Annotated in this window: 16 protein-coding genes; 4 read left to right on the forward strand and 12 right to left on the reverse strand. The window is 72.9% G+C overall.

What is annotated here, in order from left to right; genetic code table 11:
* The 11 genes from EXU32_RS03615 to EXU32_RS03665 all read right to left on the reverse strand — a co-directional run bounded on the left by EXU32_RS03615 (position 1) and on the right by EXU32_RS03665 (position 13,660).
* The gene (locus tag EXU32_RS03615) at positions 1–843 is read right to left on the reverse strand and encodes a uroporphyrinogen-III synthase (RefSeq protein ID WP_130628671.1); all 843 of its coding nucleotides are present in this window, start codon (positions 841–843) and stop codon (positions 1–3) included.
* A complete protein-coding gene (locus EXU32_RS03620; protein WP_130628672.1) occupies positions 840–1,436 on the reverse strand; it encodes an isochorismatase family protein in 597 nt (198 codons plus the stop codon). The genes EXU32_RS03615 and EXU32_RS03620 overlap by 4 nt, the downstream gene beginning before the upstream one ends.
* A 43-nt stretch (positions 1,437–1,479) precedes the next feature.
* The gene (locus EXU32_RS03625; protein WP_130628673.1) at positions 1,480–2,577 is read right to left on the reverse strand and encodes a serine hydrolase domain-containing protein; all 1,098 of its coding nucleotides are present in this window, start codon (positions 2,575–2,577) and stop codon (positions 1,480–1,482) included.
* 3 nt (positions 2,578–2,580) lie between these two features.
* Complete coding sequence (locus tag EXU32_RS03630; protein ID WP_130628674.1) at positions 2,581–2,976, reverse strand: VOC family protein; 396 nt, start codon at positions 2,974–2,976, stop codon at positions 2,581–2,583.
* 46 nt (positions 2,977–3,022) lie between these two features.
* The gene (locus tag EXU32_RS03635; RefSeq protein WP_130628675.1) at positions 3,023–4,132 is read right to left on the reverse strand and encodes a uroporphyrinogen-III synthase; all 1,110 of its coding nucleotides are present in this window, start codon (positions 4,130–4,132) and stop codon (positions 3,023–3,025) included.
* On the reverse strand, positions 4,129–4,509 hold the full coding sequence (gene nirD / locus EXU32_RS03640; protein ID WP_130628676.1) for a nitrite reductase small subunit NirD: 381 nt from the start codon (positions 4,507–4,509) through the stop codon (positions 4,129–4,131). Before nirD ends, EXU32_RS03635 begins: the two co-directional genes overlap by 4 nt.
* A complete protein-coding gene (gene nirB / locus EXU32_RS03645) occupies positions 4,506–7,094 on the reverse strand; it encodes a nitrite reductase large subunit NirB (protein WP_130628677.1) in 2,589 nt (862 codons plus the stop codon). Before nirB ends, nirD begins: the two co-directional genes overlap by 4 nt.
* Before the next feature lie 10 nt (positions 7,095–7,104).
* The gene (locus EXU32_RS03650) at positions 7,105–8,631 is read right to left on the reverse strand and encodes an FAD-dependent oxidoreductase (RefSeq protein WP_130628678.1); all 1,527 of its coding nucleotides are present in this window, start codon (positions 8,629–8,631) and stop codon (positions 7,105–7,107) included.
* Positions 8,628–10,775, reverse strand: coding sequence for a molybdopterin oxidoreductase family protein (locus tag EXU32_RS03655; protein WP_130628679.1), 2,148 nt, complete (start codon positions 10,773–10,775; stop codon positions 8,628–8,630). Before EXU32_RS03655 ends, EXU32_RS03650 begins: the two co-directional genes overlap by 4 nt.
* Positions 10,775–12,133: an MFS transporter gene (locus tag EXU32_RS03660; protein ID WP_130628680.1), complete on the reverse strand. Its 1,359-nt coding sequence runs from the start codon at positions 12,131–12,133 to the stop codon at positions 10,775–10,777. The genes EXU32_RS03655 and EXU32_RS03660 overlap by 1 nt, the downstream gene beginning before the upstream one ends.
* 264 nt (positions 12,134–12,397) lie before the next feature.
* The gene (locus tag EXU32_RS03665) at positions 12,398–13,660 is read right to left on the reverse strand and encodes a nicotinate phosphoribosyltransferase (RefSeq protein WP_242612952.1); all 1,263 of its coding nucleotides are present in this window, start codon (positions 13,658–13,660) and stop codon (positions 12,398–12,400) included.
* 75 nt (positions 13,661–13,735) lie between these two features.
* Here EXU32_RS03665 and clpS point away from each other — a divergent pair, with 75 nt between their 5' ends.
* The 4 genes from clpS to EXU32_RS03685 are packed head-to-tail and all read left to right on the forward strand — an operon-like array spanning position 13,736 to position 16,243.
* Positions 13,736–14,026: an ATP-dependent Clp protease adapter ClpS gene (gene clpS, locus EXU32_RS03670; protein ID WP_130628682.1), complete on the forward strand. Its 291-nt coding sequence runs from the start codon at positions 13,736–13,738 to the stop codon at positions 14,024–14,026.
* Entirely contained in the window at positions 14,026–14,664 is a 639-nt protein-coding gene (locus tag EXU32_RS03675) for a DUF2017 family protein (RefSeq protein ID WP_130628683.1), read from the forward strand. The genes clpS and EXU32_RS03675 overlap by 1 nt, the downstream gene beginning before the upstream one ends.
* The gene (murI, locus tag EXU32_RS03680; protein ID WP_130628684.1) at positions 14,661–15,479 is read left to right on the forward strand and encodes a glutamate racemase; all 819 of its coding nucleotides are present in this window, start codon (positions 14,661–14,663) and stop codon (positions 15,477–15,479) included. The genes EXU32_RS03675 and murI overlap by 4 nt, the downstream gene beginning before the upstream one ends.
* Positions 15,476–16,243, forward strand: a complete 768-nt coding sequence (locus EXU32_RS03685) for an MBL fold metallo-hydrolase (protein ID WP_130628685.1) — start codon at positions 15,476–15,478, stop codon at positions 16,241–16,243. Before murI ends, EXU32_RS03685 begins: the two co-directional genes overlap by 4 nt.
* Positions 16,244–16,404: 161 nt before the next feature.
* On the opposite strand, the gene EXU32_RS03690 is transcribed toward EXU32_RS03685, so the two are convergent.
* A complete protein-coding gene (locus EXU32_RS03690) occupies positions 16,405–17,037 on the reverse strand; it encodes an HAD family hydrolase (RefSeq protein ID WP_207233871.1) in 633 nt (210 codons plus the stop codon).
* Positions 17,038–17,054: the final 17 nt, after the last annotated feature.

Genomic DNA, 17,054 nt, shown 5'->3' on the forward strand with positions numbered 1-17,054 from the left:
CTACCCGGCGGAGTCGGGTGCGCCGTCGCCGTGGTGGACGAGCACGGCGCGCACGAGCGCGCCCATCCGGCTGCGCTCGGGGACGAGCGGGTCGACCCCCTTCGCCAGCAGCGGTGCGGCGGTGACCGGCCCGACGGCCGCGAAGAGGACGTCCTCGTGGGACCGGCGGACGATCTCGTCGGCGACCCCCACGGCCTCTGCCACGGCCCACCACGCCTCGACGGCCGGTGCCGAGGTGAAGACGACGTCGTCGATCTCGCCCGCAGCCACGGCGCGGACGGAGGCGGTGACCGCCGCGGGGTCCGGTGCGGGGCCCCAGCGGTAGACGACGAAGGGAGCGACCCTCGCCCCTGCCGCGGTGAGGGCCTCGTCCAGCCCGTCGGAACCGCTGCCGTGGTGCTGCACGGCGACCGTGCTCCCGACGACGCCTGCGGCGAGCAGGTGGTCGGTGATCTCCGCCGTCGTCTCGGAGGTCGCGACCCACTCCACCGGGAGCCCGGCAGCGATGAGCGCACCCTTGGCCTTGGGGCCGCGGGCGAAGATGCGGGCCGCGCCCAGCACACGGCGCAGCTCCTCGCCGACCCCGGCGACGTCGGCCGCCTCGAGCCATCCCCTCATCCCCGTCCCGGTGGTCACCACGAGCAGGTCCGGTGGGTCGGCGAGCAGGGCGCGGGTGTCCTCCACGAGGCGCTCGTCGTCGCTGTGGTGGACGATCGACATCGCCGCCGCGTGGCGGATCATGGCGCCCCGACGGGCGAAGGCCTCGGCCAGGTCGTCGCTGCGGCGATCGGCCGTGATGAGCACGGTGCGCCCGGCCATCACCGCGGGCAGCGGGGTGCTCATGCGCCCGAGCCCGCCGTGGTGGCGCCCGCGTCGACCATCTCGGCCAGGGCGGCCTCGGTGGTCTGCGGGGCCACGCCCGCGATGGTGTCGGTGAGCAGCCGCACGGTGAAACCCGCACGCAGGGCGTCGAGGACGGTCGCGCGCACGCAGTGGTCGGTGGCGATGCCGCCCACGTCGAGGTCGGTGACCCCACGACCGCGCAGCCAGTCGGCGAGCCCGGTGACACCGTCGGAGGCCATCCCCTCGAAGCCGCTGTACGCGGCCTCGTGGGCGCCCTTGCGGAAGACCGCGTCGACGTGGGGGAGCGCCGGTGCGAGCGAAGGGTGGAACTCGGCTCCCGGGGTGCCCGCGGCGCAGTGCACGGGCCAGGTCGTCGTGAAGTTGGGCTCGTCGTCGCGCGCCCAGTGCTCGCCCGGGTCGTGGTGCCAGTCGGCCGTGGCGACGACGGCCGCGTACTCGGCTGATGCGCCGTCGCGGTCGGCGAGGACCCGCTCGGCGGCCCGGGCGGCGACGGCGGCGCCGCCCTCGACCGCGAGGGAGCCCCCTTCGCAAAAATCGTTCTGGATGTCGACCAGGACCAGTGCGCGGCTCATGCCATCGAGCATGGCACGGCGGGCGCGACGCAGGTCGTGGCGGTCAGTCGAAGAGCGACCAGAAGTGGTCGAAGGCGGTCGTCGTGCCGGGTGCGCCGACGGTCACCTGGGTGGCGAGGAAGGCGGCTCGCCCGGTCCGCGGGTCGGCGTAGCCGATGGTGCCCATGCCTCCTGCCCAGCCGATCAGGCAGTCGGGCCGGACCTCGACGTGCAGACCCCAACCGCAGTCGGGTCCGATGAACCCCGTTGCGGTGGAGCGCTGCTCGTCGGTGAGGGCGTCGCTGCGCATCGCGGCGACCGACCCCGGCGTGAGGACCCCTGGTCCGCCGACCAGGGACCGCAGGAAGGTCAGCTGGTCGCCCACCGTCGAGACGAGGCCGGTGGCGAGGGAGGGGAACTCGGGCTCGGCGACGTAGGTCCCCACCGGGAGCTCGAAGGGGGCGAGCCCTCCGGTCGCAGAGGGAGCGAGAGGGGTCGCCATGCGGTCCGGGTCGCCGGTGAAGGTCGTGCCGGTCAGGCCGAGCGGTCGCAGCAGGTGCTCGTCGAGGAGCTCCGGCACGGTGCGGCCGCTCGCCCTGGCGAGCAAGACGGCGAGGGCCTCGCTGCTCGTGTGGTAGCGCCAGGCCGTGCCCGGGTGGTTGGCCAGCGGCAGGCTGCCGAGCCGTCCCATGAACTCGTCGGGCGACATCTGCGGCCCCCACGGGCCGGGCTGCAGGCCCCGCTCGCCCATCACCTCGGCGAGCGGTCCGGGCTCGCTGACCCAGCCGAAGCCCGGCGTCATCGTCAGCAGGTGACGCAGGGTGATCGGCCGGTCGGCCGGGACGGTCGCGGTGAGGTCGGCCTCGGGGGAGACGAGCACGCGGGGCTGCGCGAGCTCGGGCAGCCACGGGTCGACGGGCTCGTCGAGGTCGATGACGTCCAGCTCGACGAGCCTCATCGCCAGCGCACCGGCCATCGGCTTGGTGCTGGAGCTGAGGACGAGCTGGGTGTCCTCGCTCATCCCTTGGCCTTCCAGGGTCCGGAGGCCGCCGGTGCGCACCACCTGTCCGGCATCGTCGGCCACGCCAGCGGCCCAGCCCGCGATGGACCCGTCGTCGATCAGCTCGTCGAGGGTGCGGGCGAGGGCGTCGAGGGCCGGCACGACTCAGTCCTGCGCCAGCTCGGCGTCGGACCGCAGCACGCAGAAGAGGTTGCCCTCCGGGTCGGCGAGCGTCACCCAGCCCGTGCCCGGCCCGTACTTCCCCCGCAGGTCGTCGTGAAGGGTCGCCCCGTGGGCGAGCAGCCGGTCGACCTCCTCGGCCTGCGTCCCGTCGGTCGGCCGCAGGTCGAAGTGCATCGAGTTCTTGCCGGGCGTCGGGTCCGGGACCTCGATGAAGAGCACCCGGTGGCCGCTCGTGGGGTCGACGAGCATGCACTCCTCGTGGCCCGGCAGGTTGGGGTCGCCCGGCACGTCGGTGTAGCCGATGACCCCCTTCCACCACTCGGAGAGGGCGTAGGCGCCGGTGCAGTCGAGGGTGGTGTGCGAGATGCGGGAGGTCATCCCAGCACCCTCGGGCAGGCAGCGGCGCAGCGCAAGGGGGATGTCGTCAGGCCAGCGCCAGCCGGTACCCCCGCTTGACGACGGTCTCGACGACCCGGCGATCGCCCATGGCCTCGCGCAGGCGGCCCACCGCCACCTCCACGGCGTGCCCGTCGGTCGACTCTCCCGGGAGCACCCCAAGCACGTCGGCCCGGCTCACGACGTCCCCCTTCGCGCTGGCGAGCAGGTAGAGCACGGACAGGCCGCTGGGGGACAGGGCGAGCACCTCGTCACCGAGGACCGCGGTCGTGCTGCGCAGCTGCAGGGGGCCGCCGACGGTCTCGATGGCGGTGGCCACCATCCCTTCGTAGTGGCCGACGACCGCGCGCACGAGCGACCCGAGACGGCTGCGGTCGGGCAGGAGCGGAGCGATCCCCGCAGCCCGAAGGGGGCGTGCCGTCACCTCGCCGATCGCCGCCACGACGAGCGTCCCGCGCCGCGCCCGCCCGATGACCGAAGGGAGCACCCCGGCCGCATCGGCCGCGTCCAGCCACGCAGCCGCCGCCGGCGCCGACGTGAAGACGACGACGTCGATGTCGCCGACGGCCACCTGCTCGATCCCGAGGACCACCGCGTCGGGGTCCACCGGCGGCCCCCACCGGTAGACGACCAGGGAGGCCACGTCGGCCCCCGCGGCGGCGAGGTCGACGTCGAGCCGGTCGGCGCCGGCGCCGTGGTGCTGGACCGCGATGCGTTGTCCCGCAACACCTTCGGTGAGGAGCGCATCACGGATCTCGGCCGACGTCTCGGACTGGGCCACCCAGTCGGTGTCGATCCCGACGGCCTGGATCGCGCCACGGGCCTTGGGCCCACGGGCGATGACCCGGGCCGAGGTGAGCACCTCGTGCAGCTCGTCGCCGATGCCCGCCGCATCCGCCGCCTCGACCCACCCGCGGAACCCGATGGCCGTCGTCACGACGACGACGTCCGGCGGTGAGGCGACGAGCGCGCGGGTCTCGCGCACGAGGTCAGCGTCGGCCGTGTGCGGCACGATCGTCAGCGCGGGGGTGTGCACGACCCTCGCCCCCCGACGCTCGAGCGCCGCGCGCAGGTCACCGGAGCGCCGGTCGCTCGTGACGAGCACGACGCACCCGGCGAGCAGCTGCGGCAGGCTCATCCGCGATCGGCGGCGCCCTGGACGCCACCCACGAGGACGGCACCGTCGACGACCCACACGGCCCACGTGCGCAGGTCGATCGGGTCGCTGCCGGCACCGTCGAGGCACTCGCCCGTGCGCAGGTCCCAGACCTGCTTGTACATGGGCGAGATGACCGTCGGCGCATCGCCCCGGGTGCCGACGAGACCGCGCGCGATGATCTGGGCGCCGCTGTAGGGATCGCGGTTGTCGATGGCGTGGACCTGCCCGTCGTGCGTGCGCAGGATCGCCACCTGGACGCCACCGACGAGGGCGACGGAGCCCCGCTCGGGGACCAGGTCGGTCAGGGAGCACACGCGGACGGCGGTCGCGGGGCGGGTGGCGGGTGCAGCGGTCATGCTCGGACCTCCAGGGTCGTGCCGGCGATGAGGACGGACCCCGAGGAGCGTTCCTCGGCGGTCGCGGGGCGGGCCTGCCCGCGCTCGCCCACGTACGCGAGCGAGTCGTCGACCGCGTCCGGCGCATTGACGAAGGGGGCGAAGCGCGCCAGCTTGTCGGGGTCGGCGAGCGTCGCGGCCCACTCGTCGCGGTAGCCCTCGACGTGGGCGGCCATCGCGGCGTCGAGGTCGGCGGCGATGCCCAGGCCGTCGTCGAGGACGACGGCGCGGATCGCGTCGATCCCCCCTTCGTGCTCCTCGATCCACGGTGCGGTGCGCTGCAGACGGTCTGCGGTGCGGACGTAGTACATGAGGAAGCGGTCGATGGTGCGGACGAGCTCGTCGGTGCCGAGGTCCTCGACGAAGAGCTGGGCGTGCCGCGGGGTGAAGCCGCCGTTGCCGCCGACGTAGAGGTTCCACCCCTTGTCGGTCGCGATGATCCCGACGTCCTTGCCGCGGGCCTCGGCGCACTCGCGGGCGCACCCGGAGACGCCGAGCTTGATCTTGTGCGGGGAGCGCAGTCCGCGGTAGCGCAGCTCGAGGTCGATCGCCAGACCCACGGCGTCCTGCACGCCGAAGCGGCACCACGTGGAGCCGACGCAGGACTTCACCGTGCGCAGCGACTTGCCGTAGGCGTGACCCGACTCGAAGCCCGCGTCGACGAGGCGCCGCCAGATCTGCGGCAGCTGGTCGATGCGTGCCCCGAAGAGGTCCACGCGCTGGCCGCCGGTGATCTTGGTGTAGAGACCGAAGTCCCTCGCGACCTCGCCGATCGCGATGAGCCCCTCGGGGGTCACCTCGCCACCGGGGATGCGCGGCACGACGGAGTAGGAGCCGTCCTTCTGCAGGTTGGCCATGACGAAGTCGTTGGTGTCCTGGATCGTCGCGCACTCGCCGTCGAGGATGTGCCCGGTGCCGAGCGAGGCGAGGATCGAGCCGATGACCGGCCGGCAGATGTCGCACCCGCGGCCCCTGCCGTGCCGCGCGATGATCTCGCTGAAGGTGGTCAGCCCCTGCACCCTTACCACGTCGAAGAGCTCGGCGCGGGAGAGGTCGAAGTGCTCGCACAGCGCCCGGCTGACCTCGACCCCGGCGGCCTCGAGCTCGCTCGTCACGAGCTTCTTGACCAGGGGCAGACAGGAGCCGCAGCTCGTCCCCGCCAGGGTGCAGGCCTTGACCCCGGCGAGGTCGGTGCAGCCCTCTTCGCAGACGGCAGCACGGATCTCGCCGGCGGTCACGTTGTTGCACGAGCAGACCGCCGCCTCGTCGGGCAGGTCGCCAGCGGGCGCCGGGGCCAGTCCCTCGGGCAGCAGGTGGGCGGCCGGGTCGCCGCCGAGGGCACGTCCGACCATGGGGCGGAGCGATGCATAGGCACTGGCGTCACCGACGAGGATCCCTCCGCGCAGGGTCGTCGCGTCGTCGCTCATGACGAGCTTCTTGTAGACGCCGGCGACCGGGTCGGAGATGACGACCTCGAGCGCTCCCGGCTCCTGGGCGAAGGCATCGCCGAAGCTCGCGACGTCGACGCCGAGCAGCTTGAGCTTCGTCGACAGGTCGGCGCCGGGGAAGGTGCCCGCGCCGCCGAGCAGCCGGTCGGCGACGATCTCTGCCATCGTGTACCCGGGGGCGACGAGACCGAGGCAACGCCCACCGATGCAGGCCACCTCACCGATCGCCCAGATCGCGGGATCCGCTGTGGCGCAGGCGTCGTCGACGACGACCCCGCCGCGCTCGCCGACCTCGAGCCCCGCCTCGCGGGCGAGCTCGTCGCGCGGCCGCACCCCGACGGCGAAGATCACCACGTCGACGTCGATCGCCGGCCCCTCGCTGAACCTCATCCGCGAGACGGCGCCGCGCTCGCCGACGATCTTCGAGGTGGCCGTGGAGGTCCGCACGCTCACCCCGAGCCCCTCGATGAGCCGCTTGAGCGCCTCGCCGCCACCGTCGTCCACCTGCAGGGGCATGAGCCGCGGGGCGAACTCGACGACCGTCGTGTCGACCTCCAGCGCGCGCAGCGCACCGGCCGCCTCGAGCCCCAGGAGGCCACCGCCGACGACCGCGCCGCGTACCGGTCGGTCGAGGTCGCCCCGGCGCTGCTCGACGAAGGCCCGCAGGTCGGCGACGTCGTCGATCGTGCGGTAGACGAAGGCTCCTCGCAGGTCCTTGCCCGGCACGGGAGGGACAGCCGCGTAGGAGCCGGTCGCGAGGACCAGCGCGTCGTAGCCGAGCACCTGGCCGGTGCTCGTCGTGACGGTCCGTGCCTGCCGGTCGATGGCCTCGGCGCGCACGCCGCGGCGCAGCGTGACGAGGGGGTCGTCCCACAGCTCCTGCCCCCCGAGGGCGAGGTCCTCCGGCTCGCGGCCGGTGAAGTAGGAGGTGAGCGCGACGCGGTCGTAGGGAGCGCGGGGCTCCTCGGCGAGCAGCGTGATCGCCCAGCGGCCCTCGCCGTCACGGGCGCGCAGTGCGTCGACGAGCCGGCGCGCGACCATGCCTCCGCCGACGACGACGAGACGCTGCTGGGCGGTGGGTGCGGTGTCCTCTGGCATGTCGATCACGTTATGAAGCCCCCGTTTCTGCTCGATCTTGCTCGTGTTTCGCCTGTGTGAACCTGTCCTCACGCGAGGCGGTGCCGCTGGGAGAGGAGGCGTCGCCCGCGCGCAGCCAGTCGACGATCCCGCACACCGCGTCGGTGCAGCCGCCGCACCCCGTCGTGGCCCTGGTCGCCTCGGCGACCTGCTCGACGGTCGTTGCGCCGGAGGCGAACTCGGCGCGGATGTCTCCCTTTGTCACGCCGTTGCACCGGCAGATGGTCGCCCGGTCGGGGATGAGCGAAGGGGAGTCCCGGCGCGTGCCCGAGGTGGCCGGCGCGATGGCCTGCAGGAGGAGCTGCGCCGGGTCCGCGGGCAGCGGGGTCTGCCTCGTGTAGGTCGTGACGAGGTCGGTGCCGATCCGGCCGGCCCCGACGGCGGTGGCACCGACGAGCCGACCGTCCCGCACGACGATCTCGAGGTGGCGGCCGGCGGAGGGGTCGCTGAGCCGGACGACGCGCAGCGCGGGGTCGTCGGCGCGGCCGCTGCCGCAGACACCCATGGTCACGAGGTCGACGCCCGCCGTCTTGGGCCGGACGACATCGCCCACGCCGGTGGTCACCCCGGTGGGGGTGCCGCTGGTGAGCAGCCCGGCCAGACGGTGCGCCTGCTCCCATCCCTGACCGACCAGCCCGCTTGCGCCGCAGGGTGGTTGGGCACAGTCACCGATCGCGTGGATGCGCGGGTCGGCGGTGGTGAGGTCCTCGTCGACGAGGATCCCGCGCTCGACGGCGAGCCCGCTCCCCACGGCGAGGTCGGTGCGGGGGACCGTCCCCGTGGTCAGGACGAGCAGGTCGGCTGCCAGGACCTCCCCGTTGTCGAGACGGACCCGCCGCAGCCGACCCTCCTCGAGCACGACCTCCTCGGCGGCGACCCCGACGCGCTGGTCGACGCCCGTGCGCCGCAGGGTCGACTCGACCACCCGGCTCGCGGCCTCGTCGAGCTGCCGGTCCATCAGGGCCGGGGCGGGGTGGACGACGGTGACCGCGAGGTCGCGTCCGGCGAGGCCGCTCGCGGCCTCGAGCCCGAGCACGCCCCCGCCCAGGACGATCGCCCGGCGCGCGTTGAGCGTCGCGGCGATGATCTCCCGGGCGTCGTCGATCGAGCGCAGGACGTGGACGCCACGGGGCAGGTCGGGCCCGTCGAGACCGGCCGTCGTGGGGACCCGCGCGGCCGCGCCGGTGGCGAGCACGAGGTGGTCGTAGGGGACCCGTGAGCCGTCGGCCAGCACGACGTCCTGCCGCTCCCGGTCGACCGCACGGACCGCGGTGCCGCGCTGCACGCTGACGCGCGGGTGGGCGGGGGAGGGCATGGCGATCGACGACAGGCCGCGGGACCCGGCGACGACATCGCTCAGGAGCACACGGTTGTAGGGCTCGCAGGCCTCCTCGCCGAGGACGGTGACGAGGTGCTCGCCCGCGACATCGGCCGTGGTGAGGTCCTCGACGAAGCGTGATCCGACCATCCCGTGGCCGATGACGACGACGTGGCTCATGCGATGGCCTCCTGGGCGCTGGTGGGGGCGGCAGCCCGGGTGGCCCGGACCTCGACCGCGCAGACCTTGAGCTCCGGCATCGACGAGATCGGGTCGACTGCGTCGTTGGTGACGCGGTTGACGCTCCCCGTGCCGGGGTGGTGGAAGGGCATGAAGACCGTGTCCGCCCTGACCCGGTCGGTCACCCTGGCCGGTGCCGTGACGCGGCCGCGGGCGGTGACGAGCTCGACCTCCTCGCCCTCCTCGACGTCCAGCCGGTGGGCGAGCAGCGGGTGGATCTCGACGAAGGGGGTGGGCTGGGCCGCGAGCAGTGCCGGCACCCGCCGTGTCTGCGCGCCCGACTGGTAGTGCTCGAGCACCCGCCCGGTGATGAGGAAGAGCGGGGCGTCGACTCGCAGCTCCTCGGCCGGCCCGACGTGGTCGACGGCAATGAACCGCGCCCTGCCGTCCGGGGTCGGGAAGCGGTCGAGGAGGGCGCGCGGGGTGCCCGGGTGAGGCGCCTGCCCTTCGTCGGTGGCGGGGCAGGGCCAGTGCAGGTCGGGCTCGCGGTCGAGGCGTGCGTGGGACAACCCGGAGTAGTCCGCGCGTCCGCCGGCGCTCGCCCGGGCCAGCTCGTCGAAGACCTCCGCCGGGTCGGTCGACCACGATCCCGGGGCCCCGAGGCGCCGGGCGAGCTGCGACCAGATCCACAGCTCGGAGACGACTCCTGCCGGTGGGTCGATCGCCGCGCGGCGCCTGATGACGCGGCCCTCGAGGTTGGTCATCGTCCCCTCCTCCTCGGCCCACTGGGTGACGGGCAGGACGATGTCGGCGAGCAGCGAGGTCTCGCTCGGGAAGATGTCGCAGACGACGAGCAGGTCGAGCGCCTGCAGACGGTCGGCGACGGCGTCCGCGCGCGGTGCGCTGACCACCGGGTTGGCCCCGTGCACGAGCAGGGCGCGCGGACCGCCGGGCCTGCCGAGTGCCTGCAGCAGCGCGACGGCCGGGAGCCCCGGACCGGGCAGGTCCTCGGGGTCGACACCCCACACGCCCGCGACGTGCTCGCGTGCCGCGGGGTCGGTGATCGACCGGTAGCCGGGCAGCTGGTCGGCCTTCTGCCCGTGCTCGCGGCCGCCCTGCCCGTTGCCCTGGCCGGTGAGGGCGCCGTAGCCGCTCCCTTCGCGCCCGACGAGCCCGAGCGCGAGGGCGAGGTTGATCGCGGCGGTGACCGTCGCGGTGCCCTGGCGGGACTGCTCGACCCCGCGTCCGGTGAGCACGTACGCGCCGGCCCCACCGCGGGCCGGGCTGGCGGCGGCCAGCAGCCGTGCGGCGCGACGCATCTCGTCGGCGGGGACCCCGCACACCTGCTCGGCGCGCTCGGGCCACCACGCGGCGACCGACCGGGCGAGGTCCTGCCAGCCGGTCGTGCGCGCGCTGAGATACGGCTCGTCGACGAGCCCCTCGGCGACGAGCACGTGGAGGAGGGCCTGCAGCACGACGAGGTCGGTGCCCGGCACCGGCTGCAGGTGCATCCCTCGCCCCTCCTCGGTGAGGTCGGCGGTGGCGGAGCGGCGCGGGTCCACGACGACGAGCCCTCCGGCATCGCGGGCGCCGGACAGGTGCGGGACGAAGGGGGGCATCGTCTCGGCGACATTGCTGCCGAGCAGCAGGACGGCGTGGGCAGCGTCGAGGTCGGCGACGGGGAAGGGCAGGCCCCGGTCGAGCCCGAGCGAGCGGTTGGCGGCGGCCGCGGCCGATGCCATGCAGAAGCGACCGTTGTAGTCGATGTTCTTGCTGCGCAGGGCGATCCGGGTGAACTTGCCGAGCTGGTAGGCCTTCTCGTTGGTGAGGCCGCCGCCGCCGAAGACCGCCACGGCGTCGGGTCCGTGCTCGACGGCGATGGTGCGCAGCCGGTCGGCCAGCAGGTCCAGCGCCACCTCCCAGGTCGCCTCGCGCAGCACGCCGTCCGCGTCACGCACGAGGGGCGCGGTCAGCCGGTCCGGCGCGCGGAGCAGCTCCGCGGAGGTGCCGCCCTTGCGGCACAGGCCTCCTCGGTTGGTCGGGAACTCGCGTCCGGCCACGACGAGGGGAGGGACGCTCCCTTCGTCACGGGTGAGGGTCATCGCGCACTGCAGCGCGCAGTACGGGCAGTGGCTGTCGGTCATCAGATCCCCTCGCCCGCCAGCCGCGCACCACGACGCAGGTAGACCGCCCAGGTGAGCGTCGCCATGACGACGTAGGCGGTGATGAAGACACCGATCGCCGGCACGAGGGAGTCGTAGGCGGTCGTCGACATCGCGAAGCCGCGCGGCACGAGGAACCCGCCGACGGCCCCGACGGCTCCGGCGATGCCGATGCACCCGGCGGCGCTGCGTCGCGCGGTGGCGAGCCCGGCGCCGTCACGGGCGTCGGCGCGGAAGACGGCCGGGATCATCCGGTAGGTCGCGCCGTTGCCGATCCCTGCCCCGACGAAGAGGACGAGGAAGGCGGTGAGGAAGAGCGCGAAGGAGTGCACCGACAGGGCGAGGATCGCTGCCCCGGCCGCGGTGCCCATGACTGCGAAGGCCGTGATCGTCACCCGGGCACCCCCGAGGCGGTCGGCGACCATGCCGCCGACCGGGCGGCTGGCGGCCCCGAGGACCGCCCCGAGGAAGGCGAGCGAGGTCGGGGTCTCGGGGAACTGCGTCGTGAGCAGCGTGGGGAAGGCGACGGAGTACCCGATGAAGGAGCCGAAGGTGCCGATGTAGAGGAAGGAGATGATCCACGTGTGCGGGTGCGTCGCGGCCCGGGCCCAGCTGCGGTGGTCGGAGCGGGCCGTGCCGAGGTTGTCCATCCCGCGCCATGCGCCGATGGCGGCGAGCAGCACGAGGGGCACGAAGACCAGGCCGGCGCGCTCGAGGTGGATCCCGGCGCCGACGGCGATGATCGCGGGGATGGCGAGCTGGACGATGCCGGTGCCGAGGTTGCCGCCGGCAGCGTTCAGGCCCAGCGCCTTCCCCTTCTCCGCCTCGGGGAAGAAGAAGGAGATGTTGGTCATCGACGAGGCGAAGTTGCCGCCGCCGAACCCGGCGAGGGCGGCGATGGCGAGCAGCCCTGCGAAGGGGGTCTCCGGCCGGCCCACGACCCACGCCAGGGACAGGGTGGGCAGCAGCAGGAGCAGCGCCGACACGATCGTCCAGTTGCGGCCGCCCACGATCGGGACCATGAAGGTGTACGGCACCCGCAGGAAGGCACCGACGAGGCTGGGTACCGCGATGAGCCAGAACTGCTGGTCGAGGGTCAGCGCGAAGCCGGCCGCGGGCAGCTGCGGCACGACGACGCTCCACAGCGCCCACACGCAGAAGCCGAGGAGCTCGGCGAGCACCGACCAGCGCAAGTTGCGCTGTGCGACGGCGCGGCCACCCGCGGCCCAGAAGCCGGCGTCCTCCGGGTCCCAGTGGTCGATCCACCGCCCGGCGCGTCGGACGGGTCCCGTGGGGGCCGTGGTGGTGTCGGGCGAGACGACAGTGGTCGGCGAGGTCATGCGGCGAGACTGGCAAGCGCGTGTTTCGCGCTCCCACGGTCGCCGTTAATCCCGTGTTACCCGCCCCGCACGTCCCCGACCACGCACCTGTGAGGGGGACGAAGGGGTGGGTGCGCACGACCTTAAGGAGATGCGGGTTGGGTGCGCACGACCTTAAGGAGATGCAGGGTGGGTGCGCACGACCTTAAGGAAATGTGGGTTGGGTGCGCACGACCTCAAGGAAATGCGGGTTGGGTGCGCACGACCTTAAGGAGATGCGAAGGGTCAGGGGGTCTCGGTGAGGAAGATCGTCTCGACCGCCGGCTGTCCCTGGCTCAGCTGGTGCGCGGAGCGCGGCAGCTCGGCGACCGAGGCATCGTGTCGGGCCCGCCCGGCCTCGAGCGTCGCGTGCTCACCCCCCACGACCTGGCCGTCGGCCACGAGTCGCACGAGCAGGTCGCGGTCGTCGGCGTCGCCGACCGGCTGCTCGCCGATGCCCAGGACCTCGGCCTCGACGACACCCAGCGGGTTGCGCCGCCGCAGCGCGTACTTGCGCCCACCGATCGAGATCTTGTCCTTGCTCTTCTTGGCGACCCCGATCATCGTGCCGGCGTCGTCCTCACGGGCGACGAGCTTGTAGACCATCGAGGCCGTCGGGTGGCCGGAGCCGGTGACCACGCGGGTCCCGACGCCATAGGTGTCGACCGGCGCCGCAGCCAGCGCGGCGATCGCGTACTCGTCGAGGTCGGAGGTGACGACGATCTTGGTCTCGGTCGCGCCCAGCCCGTCGAGCTGCTCGCGGACCTCGCTCGCCTGGACCACGAGGTCCCCCGAGTCGAGACGCACCCCACCGAGGGAGGTGCCGCCGACCTCGATGGCGGTGTTCACCCCTTCGGTCACGTCGTAGGTGTCCACGAGCAGCGTGGTGCCGGTGCCGAGGGAGGCGATCTGCGCCTCGAAGGCCTCGCGCTCGCTCTCGTGGAGCAGGGTGAAGGCATGCGCCGCGGTCCCGCCCGTGGGCACGCCGTAGCGCCGCCCCGCCTCGAGGTTGGAGGTGGAGGAGAAGCCGGCGATGTACGCCGCCCGGGCCGCCGCCACCGCTGCACCGTCGTGGGTGCGCCGGCTGCCCATCTCGATGACCGGCCGCGTCCCGGCCGCGCCGGTCATCCGTGAGGCCGCCGAGGCGACCGCGGAGTCGTGGTTGAGGATCGACAGGACGACGGTCTCGAGGATCACTCCGTGCGCGAAGTCGGACTCGACGACGAGCACGGGGGAGTAGGGGAAGTAGGTCTCACCCTCGGCATAGCCCCACACGTCCCCGTCGAAGCGGTAGTCGGCGAGGAAGTCCAGCGTCATGGCGTCGACCACATCGTGCGTGCGCAGGTGCTCCAGCTCCGCGTCGCCGAAGCGGAAGTCCTCGATGGCGTCGAGCACCCGCCCGACCCCCGCGAGGACGCCGTAGCGCCGGCCGGACGGCAGTCGCCGGGCAAAGGTCTCGAAGACGCACCGACGCGATGCGGCGCCGCTGTGGAGGGCGGCCTGGAGCATCGTCAGCTCGTAGTGATCGGTGAGCAGCGCAGTGCTGGGTCGGATCGTCACGCTGGCCACTCTAGGGTGGAGGGCGTGTCCATCGCCCCAGCCGAGCAGCAGACGAGCGAGCCCGACGTCGTCGAGGCCGTCGACACCCCGTGGATCACCTTGGTGTGGAACGACCCGGTCAACCTCATGTCCTACGTGACCTGGGTCTTCCAGACGCACTTCGGCTATCCCAAGCAGCACGCCGAAAGACTGATGATGGACGTCCACCTCAAGGGGCGCGCCGTCGTGGCGCACGGGCCCAAGGAGCAGATGGAAGCCGACACCGAGGCGTTGCAGGGCTACGGCCTGTGGGCGACCTTCCAGAAGGACGTCTGATGGCGCACGCCTTCACCGCCGACGGCGAGGAGCTCGTCGCGACCATGGACGAGGACGAGCGAGCCGTCGTGGTCGGGCTGTGCCTGCAGGTCATGGACTTGGTCGCTCCCGCCAGCACCACGACGAAGGGGGAGCACGCCGACCCCTTCGAGGCGATCGTGGCCGGGCTGGGTGACCTCGCGACGGACACCGAGGAGGGCGCGGCGGGCCTCGAGGTGCCCGACCGGGCCTTCGGCCTCGACCACGACCGCGACCCGGCGCTTGACCGGCTCTTCCCGACCGGCAACCGCGAGGACGAGCAGGAGGCGGCGGAGTTCCGCCGCTTCACCGAGCAGGGACTGCGCCAGCGCAAGCACCAGGGGCTGGCGACGACCGTGCGCACCCTCGAAGCGGCCAGCGACGACCGGTGGGTCGTCACGCGGACGCAGGCCCCGGCCGTGCTCGTCGCGCTCACCGACATCCGGCTCGTCATGGGTGAGCGGCTCGGGCTGCGCACAGACGAGGACGCGACCCGGCTCGAGGAGCTCATCGAGACCCTCGACGCGGACGACCCCGCGGTCTTCGCGCTGAGCATCTACGACTTCCTCACCCGGCTGCAGGAGTCGCTGACCCAGGCACTCGTCGGGGACGACGAGTGAGCGCGCCGGCAGCGGACCAGCCGATCGGCATCTTCGACTCAGGGCTCGGCGGCCTGACCGTCGCCCGCGCCGTGCTCGACCAGCTGCCCCACGAGTCCGTCGCCTATCTCGGCGACACGGCGCGAGCGCCCTACGGCCCCAGACCGATCGCGCAGACTCGTGCGTACGCGCTCGAGTGCCTGGACCGCCTTGTCGACCACGGTGTCAAGCTCCTCGTCATCGCCTGCAACACGGCCAGTGCGGCGGTGCTCCACGACGCGCGCGAGCGCTACGACGTGCCGGTCGTCGAGGTCATCCGGCCGGCCGTGCGCCGGGCCGTCCTGGCCACCCGCAACCACCGCGTCGGCGTGATCTCGACGACGGGTACGCACCGCTCACGGGCCTACCTGGACGCCTTCGCGGCCGCCCCGCAGACCCAGGTCATCTCCCAGCCCTGCCCGCGGTTCGTGGAGCTCGTCGAGGCCGGGACGACGTCCGGCCCGGAGGTGCTCGAGGTCGCGCGGGGCTACCTCGCCCCCCTTCGGCAGGCGGAGGTGGACACTCTCGTGCTCGGGTGCACCCACTACCCGCTGCTCACCGGCGCGCTCTCCTACGTCATGGGCGAAGGTGTCACGCTCGTCTCATCGGCCGAGGAGACCGCCAAGGACGTCTACCGTGTCCTTGCGGACCTCGACCTGCTGCGCCCCGAGACCCTCCCGGACCCCACCCACGGGTTCACGACCACGGGAGACCCGGAGCTCTTCCGGTCGCTGGCCCGCCGCTTCCTCGGACCCGAGGTCGCGGATGTCTTCGCCACCTTGGGAGAAGAGCGTTGAGGCTCACCGTCGTCGGTTGTTCCGGCTCCTTCGCAGGACCGGACTCACCCGCCTCGTGCTACCTCGTGACCGCCGAGCACGAGGGCCGTACCTGGCGCCTCGTCGTCGACCTGGGCAACGGCGCGCTCGGCGCGCTGCAGCGACACATCGACCTCGCCGACATCGACGCGGTCCTGATCAGCCACCTGCACCCCGACCACTGCATCGACCTGACCGGTCTGTACGTCACCCGCACCTACCGACCTCAGGGCGCACTCACCGAGCGGCTCCCGGTCTACGCCCCGGCCGGGGCCGGGGAGCGCCTCGCGGCGGCCTACGAGGGGATCGACGAAGGGGGGATGACCGGCGTCCTCGACTTCCGCCGGATCTCCACGAGCGTGCCGACGCACATCGGCCCCTTCGTCGTGCGCACCTTCCTCGTCGACCACCCTGTGGAGGCCTACGGGTTCCGGGTCGAGGCCGACGGCTCGGTCCTCGCCTACAGCGGCGACACCGATGCCTGCGACGCCCTCGGTCCGCTCTTCGCCGGCGCCGACCTCGTGCTCGCCGACTCGGCCTTCGTCGAGGGGCGTGACGAGGTGCGCGGTGTCCACCTCACGGGGCGACGTGCTGCAGAGGCCGCGCTGGCTGCCGGCGGGGTCGGGCGCCTGATGCTCACGCACATCCCGGCATGGAACGACCCGGAGGTTTGCCGGGCGCAGGCGGCCGAGGTCTGGCCCGGTGAGGTCGAGCTGGCCCGTCCGGACACGACCTACGAGGTGTGAGCCTCCCGCCGCTGGCGGAATCTGTCGTGCTCGGAGTGGTGACGGCGTCGAGCCGGTCGTGGGGCGCGTGTCGTACTGCAGTTCGCCTGCCCGCCGACGAGGAATCAACGATCTGGAGGGGCCGGACCCTGAACTGCAGTCCGACACGCCCTGAGGAGAGGTCAGACGAGGTCGAGCAGCGGGAGCAGGCTCTCCTCCAGGTGGTGGGGGGAGGCCGTCACGAGCCGCTCGCGGTCGTGGGTGGCACCCGGCCGACAGACGGCGTAGGTCGACAGGTCGGCTGCCCTCCCGGCCTTGATGTCATGGGTCGTGTCGCCGACCATCCAGGTCCCTTGGGCGCCGAGCTCCGCGAGGGCCCGGTGGATGACCTCCGGCGACGGCTTGGCGGGGAAGTCATCAGTGCCCTGGACGAGGTCGAGGTGGTCAGTCAGCCCGAGGGCTGCCACGAGGTCGCGGGCTATCGGGGTGCGCTTCGTCGTCGTCACCGCCAGCAGGTACCCCTTGGCCCGCAGCGACTCGAGCACCTCGACCGTGTCGCCGAAGACATGTGAGCTCTGGGTGAACCGCGTGGGGTAGATGCGTCGGTAGGACCCGCTGAGGGCTGAGACGTCGCTGCCCGGCGCCAGCTCGGTGAACATGTCTTCGAGAGGCAGACCGACCAGGCTCCGGATCGGGGCGTCGCCCGGGTCGGCCAGGCCGTGCTCCACCAGGGAGGCGGCGATGCTGCCGATGATGTCGGGGAGGGAGTCGACGAGCGTACCGTCGAGGTCGAAGCAGATGGCGGGTCGAGTCACGATGCCGAGGTTAACCG

The sequence above is a fragment of the Janibacter limosus genome (assembly GCF_004295485.1).
Classification (GTDB): Bacteria; Actinomycetota; Actinomycetes; order Actinomycetales; family Dermatophilaceae; genus Janibacter; species Janibacter limosus_A.

Coding starts and splice junctions, on each gene's coding strand:
- EXU32_RS03615 (WP_130628671.1), bottom strand. CDS start 843: ATGAGCACCCCGCTGCCCGCGGTGATGGCCGGGCGCACCGTGCTCATC.
- EXU32_RS03620 (WP_130628672.1), bottom strand. CDS start 1,436: ATGAGCCGCGCACTGGTCCTGGTCGACATCCAGAACGATTTTTGCGAA.
- EXU32_RS03630 (WP_130628674.1), bottom strand. CDS start 2,976: ATGACCTCCCGCATCTCGCACACCACCCTCGACTGCACCGGCGCCTAC.
- EXU32_RS03635 (WP_130628675.1), bottom strand. CDS start 4,132: ATGAGCCTGCCGCAGCTGCTCGCCGGGTGCGTCGTGCTCGTCACGAGC.
- nirD (WP_130628676.1), bottom strand. CDS start 4,509: ATGACCGCTGCACCCGCCACCCGCCCCGCGACCGCCGTCCGCGTGTGC.
- nirB (WP_130628677.1), bottom strand. CDS start 7,094: ATGCCAGAGGACACCGCACCCACCGCCCAGCAGCGTCTCGTCGTCGTC.
- EXU32_RS03650 (WP_130628678.1), bottom strand. CDS start 8,631: ATGAGCCACGTCGTCGTCATCGGCCACGGGATGGTCGGATCACGCTTC.
- EXU32_RS03655 (WP_130628679.1), bottom strand. CDS start 10,775: ATGACCGACAGCCACTGCCCGTACTGCGCGCTGCAGTGCGCGATGACC.
- EXU32_RS03660 (WP_130628680.1), bottom strand. CDS start 12,133: ATGACCTCGCCGACCACTGTCGTCTCGCCCGACACCACCACGGCCCCC.
- EXU32_RS03665 (WP_242612952.1), bottom strand. CDS start 13,660: ATGCTCCAGGCCGCCCTCCACAGCGGCGCCGCATCGCGTCGGTGCGTC.
- EXU32_RS03675 (WP_130628683.1), top strand. CDS start 14,026: ATGGCGCACGCCTTCACCGCCGACGGCGAGGAGCTCGTCGCGACCATG.